The sequence below is a fragment of the Streptomyces spiramenti genome, assembly GCF_012034385.1.
GTDB lineage: Bacteria > Actinomycetota > Actinomycetes > Streptomycetales > Streptomycetaceae > Streptomyces > Streptomyces spiramenti.
On the sequence record NZ_JAAVJB010000013.1, the window covers coordinates 43,843 to 50,085 of the forward strand.

Here is a 6,243-nt window from a genome sequence, read left to right on the forward strand (position 1 = left end):
AATCTTCGGTCCGGTGTTGGGGGTGGCCGGGTCGGGCAGGCGGCACCGCATGGACAACGGGACCGAAGCCCCGAAGCGGGGCAAAGAAGAGCAGAGCCACCACGCCGCCGTCGAGGCGGTCGCCGTGGCGGGACGACCCGGGCGCGGTGCCGCCCGCCGACGACCCCGCGGGGCCCTGGCGGTGGCCGCCGTGGCGGTACTCGCCCTCACCGCCTCCGCGTGCGGCTCCGGCGACGACGACAACGACGGCGGCACCGACCAGGAGACCACCGAGCCCGACACCGGTGACATCGAGCCCGATCCGGACGTCGAGGAGCCGGGGCTCACCGGAGGTACCGACGACCTCGGCGCCGGGGCCGAGGGCGGCGCCTTCGAGCCCTGCGGCGGCGAGACGCTAGAGGCCTTCCTCACCGGGCCGGAGGACAACGATGCCGGCAGCACGGTCCACACCCTGGAAATCATGAACCTCGGCGCGGAGACCTGCGAGCTGGCCGGGTTCCCGACCGTCACACCGTTCGACGCCGAGGGCAACGCCATCGGCGAGCCCGCCTCCGAGGAGGCCCAGCCCATCGGTCCGCTCGCCCTCGACCCGGACCAGAGCGTCGACTACGAGCTGCGCACCGTCGGGGAGGACTCCGCGACCGGCGAGTGCGGTGATCCGGCCGCCGAGCTGGAGATCGTGGCCCCGGGCGAGAGCGAGGGGTTCACCATCGTCACCGACGTGGGCGACTCCACCCCGCCGGTGGTCTGCGACGACCTCTTCGAGATCGGCGTCGCCGACCGCTGATGGCCCACTACCACCGCCCGCCCGGCCCGTGGGGGTCCCCGGGCGGGCGGTGTGCGGTGCGACGGGTGGGCGGCCGAGGTCGGTCGCCGCGTGCGCCGAACCCGGCGGGTGGGCCGGTGCGCGGCCCATCGCGTCGGCCGCGCACCGGCGTGCGGACCGGGTGGTGGATCAGATCCGCCACACCAGGGTCTCCTCCGCGGCCAGCCAGTGCACCTCGGCGGCCTCCGCGTCCTCGGGGATCAGGAACGTGCGGCAGTCGTAGAAGGACTCCCCGACCGGAAGTTCGCCCGCGTTGATCGGGGTGGCGTCGTCGCAGCCGTTGGGCATTCCCATCGGCTGGTAAGCCTGCACGTTCTCGCCCCAGCCCTCGTCGTCGGCGAGCTTCAGCTTCAGCGTCGTCCGCTCCGACGGCATGATCATGTTGATGTGGTCGCCGTCGGCGTGCTGGAAGTCCAGATGGACGTGGATCGGGCGCATGCCCTCCGTCGCGTCCGGTGTCGAGAACGTCTCCGGGTCGAGGTCCTCGGGCTCGCCGACGAACACCTCGGTGGCGGTGACGGCCAGCATCGCCTCGGTCGCGCCATTGGTCCACAGCACCGGCTCGCTGGTCTCGCCCACGGTCAACGACACGATCCCCGGCTCGTTGCCGTCCGAGCCGTCCGAGCCGTCCGCGTCGTCGCCCGCGTCGTCGTCGACGCGGTCCGGGGTGTCCTCCGAACCGTCCGACTCGGAGTTGCCGCCGGCGTCCGAGGAGCCGCCGTCCGAGTCCGCGTCCGAGCCGCAGGCGGTCAGCGCCAGGGCCAGGACGAGCGCGGAGGCGGCCGGTGCGACGGCGCCGACTCGGGTGGCTCTGCGGGGCGTGCTGCGCATGTGGGTGTCTCCCCCTGTGGGTCGCGTGCGGTCGCCCCGGCCGTGATCACCGGGGCCTGCGGGGGCGGATGCCCCCTCGGGGGAGAACGACGCGCTTCGGTCGTACGCTGGTGCGAACGGTTACCGGTCGGTTGCAGGGCTGAGACACGAGACCGGGCCGCGCCACTGGTTCGACCAGTGGAAACAGTCGGTGCGTCGGGTGGTCCGCACGGTGGCCGCGGGCTGGATCGGCATCCCGAAAGCGAAGATCAGCGGGTTCTGCCGGAGTGTGTCGGCGGAAACCGAGCCGGAGCCGGAGCCGGAGCCGGAACCCGAACCCGAACCGAACCGGAACCCGAACCCGAACCGAACCGGAGCTGGAACCCGGGTCCCGAGCAGGAGCCCCGCCGGCCTCGATCAGCCCGGGGCCCCGCCGCTTGTTCGGCCGGGACGGCACGGCGCCCCGGCCGCCTGTGGTCAGCCGTAGACCCGGCGCATCGCGTACTCGGTCATCTCGTCCACGGCCTTGGCGTCGAGCACCAGCCGGTGCTCGCCCTCCATGTCGAGCGCGAAGCCGTAGCCGTGCGGCAGCAGGTCCAGCACCTCGCCGCCCGTCACGGTGAAGTACCGGGACTCCTTGCCCGCGTACTTGCGCAGCTCCCGCAGCGAGGTGAACAGCGGGATCACCGGCTCCTGGGTGGTCTGCACCGCCAGGAAGCCGGGGGTGTCACCGCGCGGGCAGTAGACCTTCGCGCTCCAGAAGATGTCCTGGAAGTCCTCGGTGGCCAGTGCGCCCGAGGTGTACGCCCGTAGCCCGTCCACCAGGTTCAGCGGCGTCGCCGGCGCCGGCTGGTGCTGCGCCGCCGCCTGGTGCTGGGCCTGCTGCTGCGCGTGCTGCGCCTGCTGCTGGGCGTGGTGCGGGTCGTGGTGCGGCTGTGCGCCGTACCCGCCCTGCTGCTGGTACTGGTCCGCCTGCGGGTACTGCGGCTGCTCGCCGTACCCGCCGCCCTGCTGCGGTTGGCCGTAGGGGGGCTGCCCATGGGGCGCGTGGGGGTCCTGCGGGTGGCCGCCGTACGCGCTCTGGTCGTAGCCATACATGGAGGAGAGCGTACTGACTCACTTCTGGCGGACGCGTGCTTGCTTCTTATTACCGATGGGTAGCATGATGGAGTTACCAACCGGTACACGTCGCGCTGCCCGCCCGGCAGACCCGATCCCCAACGGAGTCGTCCCATGGGCCACTACAAGTCGAATCTCCGAGACATCGAGTTCAACCTGTTCGAGGTGCTGGGCCGCGACAAGGTCTACGGCAGCGGCCCGTTCAGCGAGCTGGACGCCGACACCGCACGCAACGTGCTGAGCGAGATCGCGCGCCTCTCCGAGAACGAGCTGGCCTCGTCCTACGAGGAGGGCGACCGCAACCCGCCCGTCTTCGACCCGGCGGACAACACCGCTCCGGTCCCGGCCGCCTTCCGCCGCAGCTACCAGGCGTACATGGACGCCGAGTGGTGGCGGCTCGGCATCTCCGAGGAGCTCGGCGGCACCGAGGCCCCCCGCTCGCTGCTGTGGGCGTTCGCGGAGACCATCCTCGGCGCCAACCCCGCCATCTGGATGTACGCCTCCGGCCCGGCCTTCGCCTCCGTCCTCCAGGACGAGGGCACCGAGGCGCAGCACCGCATCGCGCAGCTGATGATCGACAAGCAGTGGGGCTCCACGATGGTCCTCACCGAGCCGGACGCCGGCTCGGACGTCGGCGCCGGGCGCACCAAGGCGGTCAAGCAGGACGACGGCTCCTGGCACCTCGAAGGCGTCAAGCGGTTCATCACCTCCGGTGAGCACGACCTCTCGGAGAACATCGTCCACTTCGTGCTGGCCCGCCCCGAGGGCCACGGCGCCGGCACCAAGGGGCTGTCGCTCTTCGTCGTGCCGAAGTTCGACTTCGACTGGGACAGCGGCGAGCTGGGCGAGCGCAACGGCGTCTACGCCACCAACGTCGAGCACAAGATGGGGCTGAAGGTCTCCAACACCTGCGAGCTGACCTTCGGCGCCAACGGCCCGGCCAAGGGCTGGCTGCTCGGTGAGAAGCACGACGGCATCCGCCAGATGTTCAAGATCATCGAGTTCGCGCGGATGATGGTCGGCACCAAGGCGATCGCGACCCTCTCCACCGGCTACCTCAACGCGCTGGAGTACGCCAAGGAGCGCGTCCAGGGCCCGGACCTCACCGAGTTCGCCAACAAGTCGGCGCCGCGCGTCACCATCACCCACCACCCCGACGTCCGCCACTCGCTGATGACGCAGAAGGCGTACGCCGAGGGCATGCGGGCGCTGGTGCTCTACACCGCCTCCGTCCAGGACGACGTGCTGACCCTCAAGGCGGCCGGCGAGGACGCCACCGCGGCGGAGGCCAAGAACGACCTGCTGCTCCCGATCGTCAAGGGCTACGGTTCCGAGCGCTCCTACGAGCAGCTCGCCCAGTCGCTCCAGACCCTCGGCGGCTCCGGTTACCTCCAGGAGTACCCGCACGAGCAGTACATCCGCGACGCCAAGATCGACACCCTCTACGAGGGCACCACCGCGATCCAGGGCCAGGACTTCTTCTTCCGGAAGATCGTCCGCAACCAGGGTGCCGCGCTGACCGGGCTCTCCGAGGAGATGAAGAAATTCCTCGCGGAGGCACCCGGCGGCGAGACCCTCGCCGAGGCGCGTGAGGAGCTGGCCGCCGCGGCCGGCGAGCTGGAGGCCCTCGTCGGGACCCTGCTCACCGACCTCGCCGCGACCGAGAGCGACGTCAAGCAGCTCTACAAGGTGGGGCTCAACACCACCCGCTTCCTCCTCGCCACCGGTGACGTCGTCGTCGGCTACCTGCTGCTGCGGGGCGCCGCCGTCGCCGCCGAGAAGCTCGGCACCGCCTCCCCGAAGGACGCGCCGTTCTACCAGGGCAAGATCGCCGCGGCCCGCCACTTCGCCCGCGAGATCCTGCCGAACGTCGCCGTGGCCCGCTCGATCGCGGGCAAGACCGACCTCTCGCTGATGGAGCTGGACGAGGCCGCCTTCTGAGCGCCTTCTGAGCGTCTCCCGACCGTCGGCAGACCGCCGGTAGCCGGTGTGACGCGTCACCGTCGGCGCCGCCGCTCGCACGGGGGCCGGCGCCACCGATCCTCCCCCCCCCCGCTCCGGTGCCGAGGGGCGCCACGCGGCGCCGGAACGGGCCGGGCGGGGCCGTGCGGCGGGCCCCTCCGTATGCTGGCTCGCATGAGCGCGCTACCGACCTTCGGCCCTGACCACACCGACGGCCTGCTGACGTTCCTGTCCGCCTCCCCCTCGCCGTACCACGCCGTGGCCACCGCCGCGGCGCGTCTCGTCGAGGCCGGTTTCCGCGAACTGCGGGAGACCGACGCGTGGGACGGCGGCAGCGGCGGACGCTTCGTGCTGCGCGGTGGCGCGATCATCGCCTGGTACGTGCCCGAGGACGCGACCCCTGCGACCCCGTTCCGCATCGCCGGCGCCCACACCGACTCGCCGAACCTGCGCGTGAAGCCGCTGCCCGACGCCGGTCGCCACGGCTGGAAGCAGATCGCCGTCGAGATCTACGGCGGCACCCTCCTCAACACCTGGCTCGACCGCGACCTCGGCCTCGCCGGGCGCCTGACGCTGCGCGGCGGCGACTCCGTCCTCGTCAACGTGGACCGGCCGCTGCTGCGCGTCCCGCAGCTCGCCATCCACCTCGACCGGCAGGTCAACGACGGCCTCAAGCTCGACCGCCAGCAGCACATGCAGCCGGTCTGGGGCACGGGCACCCCGACCGAGGGCGAGCTCATCGAGTTCCTCGCCGCCGAGGCGGGCGTCGAGGCCGCGGACGTCACCGGCTGGGACCTGATGGTCCACAGCGTCGAGCCGCCCGCGTACCTGGGGAAGGACCGCGAACTGCTGGCAGGCCCGCGGATGGACAACCTGCTCTCGGTGCACGCCGCCACGGAGGCCCTCGCGGCGCTCGCCGGCCGCGCCGACGCCGGCGAGCTCACCCTCCCGCACATCCCGGTCCTCGCCGCCTTCGACCATGAGGAGAACGGCAGCCAGTCCGACACCGGTGCCGAGGGCCCCCTCCTCGGCAACGTCCTGGAACGGTCCGTGCTGGCCCGGGGCGGCTCCGCCGAGGACCGAGCCCGCGCCTACGCCGGCTCGGTCTGCCTCTCCTCCGACACCGGCCATGCCGTGCACCCCAACTACGCCGAGCGGCACGACCCGAGCCACCTCCCGCGGGTCAACGGCGGCCCGATCCTGAAGGTCAACGTCAACCAGCGCTACGCCACCGACGGCAGCGGACGCGCCGTCTTCGCCGAGGCGTGCGAGCGCGCGTCGGTGCCCTGGCAGACCTTCGTCTCCAACAACGCGATGCCCTGCGGCACCACCATCGGCCCGATCACCGCCGCACGGCACGGCATCAGCACCGTCGACATCGGCGTCGCCATCCTGTCGATGCACTCGGCGCGCGAGCTCTGCGGGGCGGCGGACCCGTACCTGTTGGCCAACGCGCTGACCGCGTTTCTCGCGGACTGACGAGGCGCCGGGCCCGGGCCGTGACCGCTCACCGAGCGGTCACGGCC

5 protein-coding genes are annotated in these 6,243 nt (G+C 71.9%); 3 read left to right on the forward strand and 2 right to left on the reverse strand.

Translation table 11 applies throughout. The features are described 5' to 3' along the window. The first annotated feature begins 49 nt into the window (after positions 1 to 49). Positions 50 to 787, forward strand: a complete 738-nt coding sequence (locus HCJ92_RS03435) for a DUF4232 domain-containing protein (protein ID WP_167931884.1) — start codon at positions 50 to 52, stop codon at positions 785 to 787. A 168-nt stretch (positions 788 to 955) separates the two neighbouring features. Here the strand turns inward: HCJ92_RS03435 and HCJ92_RS03440 are convergent, their stop codons facing one another. Beyond that, a complete protein-coding gene (locus HCJ92_RS03440; RefSeq protein WP_167931885.1) occupies positions 956 to 1,657 on the reverse strand; it encodes a hypothetical protein in 702 nt (233 codons plus the stop codon). Positions 1,658 to 2,113: 456 nt separating this feature from the next. Continuing rightward, on the reverse strand, positions 2,114 to 2,734 hold the full coding sequence (locus HCJ92_RS03445) for an SseB family protein (RefSeq protein ID WP_167931886.1): 621 nt from the start codon (positions 2,732 to 2,734) through the stop codon (positions 2,114 to 2,116). A 135-nt stretch (positions 2,735 to 2,869) separates the two neighbouring features. On the opposite strand from HCJ92_RS03445, the gene HCJ92_RS03450 reads away from it, so the two are divergent. Both HCJ92_RS03450 and HCJ92_RS03455 read left to right on the forward strand, forming a co-directional pair. Further along, positions 2,870 to 4,696 carry an acyl-CoA dehydrogenase gene (locus HCJ92_RS03450; protein ID WP_167931887.1) on the forward strand — a complete coding sequence of 609 codons (1,827 nt, stop codon included), beginning with the start codon at positions 2,870 to 2,872 and terminating at the stop codon, positions 4,694 to 4,696. Between the two features lie 195 nt (positions 4,697 to 4,891). Further along, on the forward strand, positions 4,892 to 6,196 hold the full coding sequence (locus HCJ92_RS03455; RefSeq protein WP_167931888.1) for a M18 family aminopeptidase: 1,305 nt from the start codon (positions 4,892 to 4,894) through the stop codon (positions 6,194 to 6,196). Positions 6,197 to 6,243: the final 47 nt, after the last annotated feature.

What these genes read in the sequence shown, in the direction of transcription:
- HCJ92_RS03445 (WP_167931886.1), bottom strand. Translation starts at nt 2,734, where the DNA reads ATGTATGGCTACGACCAGAGCGCGTACGGCGGCCACCCGCAGGACCCC.
- HCJ92_RS03450 (WP_167931887.1), top strand. Translation starts at nt 2,870, where the DNA reads ATGGGCCACTACAAGTCGAATCTCCGAGACATCGAGTTCAACCTGTTC.
- HCJ92_RS03455 (WP_167931888.1), top strand. Translation starts at nt 4,892, where the DNA reads ATGAGCGCGCTACCGACCTTCGGCCCTGACCACACCGACGGCCTGCTG.
- HCJ92_RS03435 (WP_167931884.1), top strand. Translation starts at nt 50, where the DNA reads ATGGACAACGGGACCGAAGCCCCGAAGCGGGGCAAAGAAGAGCAGAGC.
- HCJ92_RS03440 (WP_167931885.1), bottom strand. Translation starts at nt 1,657, where the DNA reads ATGCGCAGCACGCCCCGCAGAGCCACCCGAGTCGGCGCCGTCGCACCG.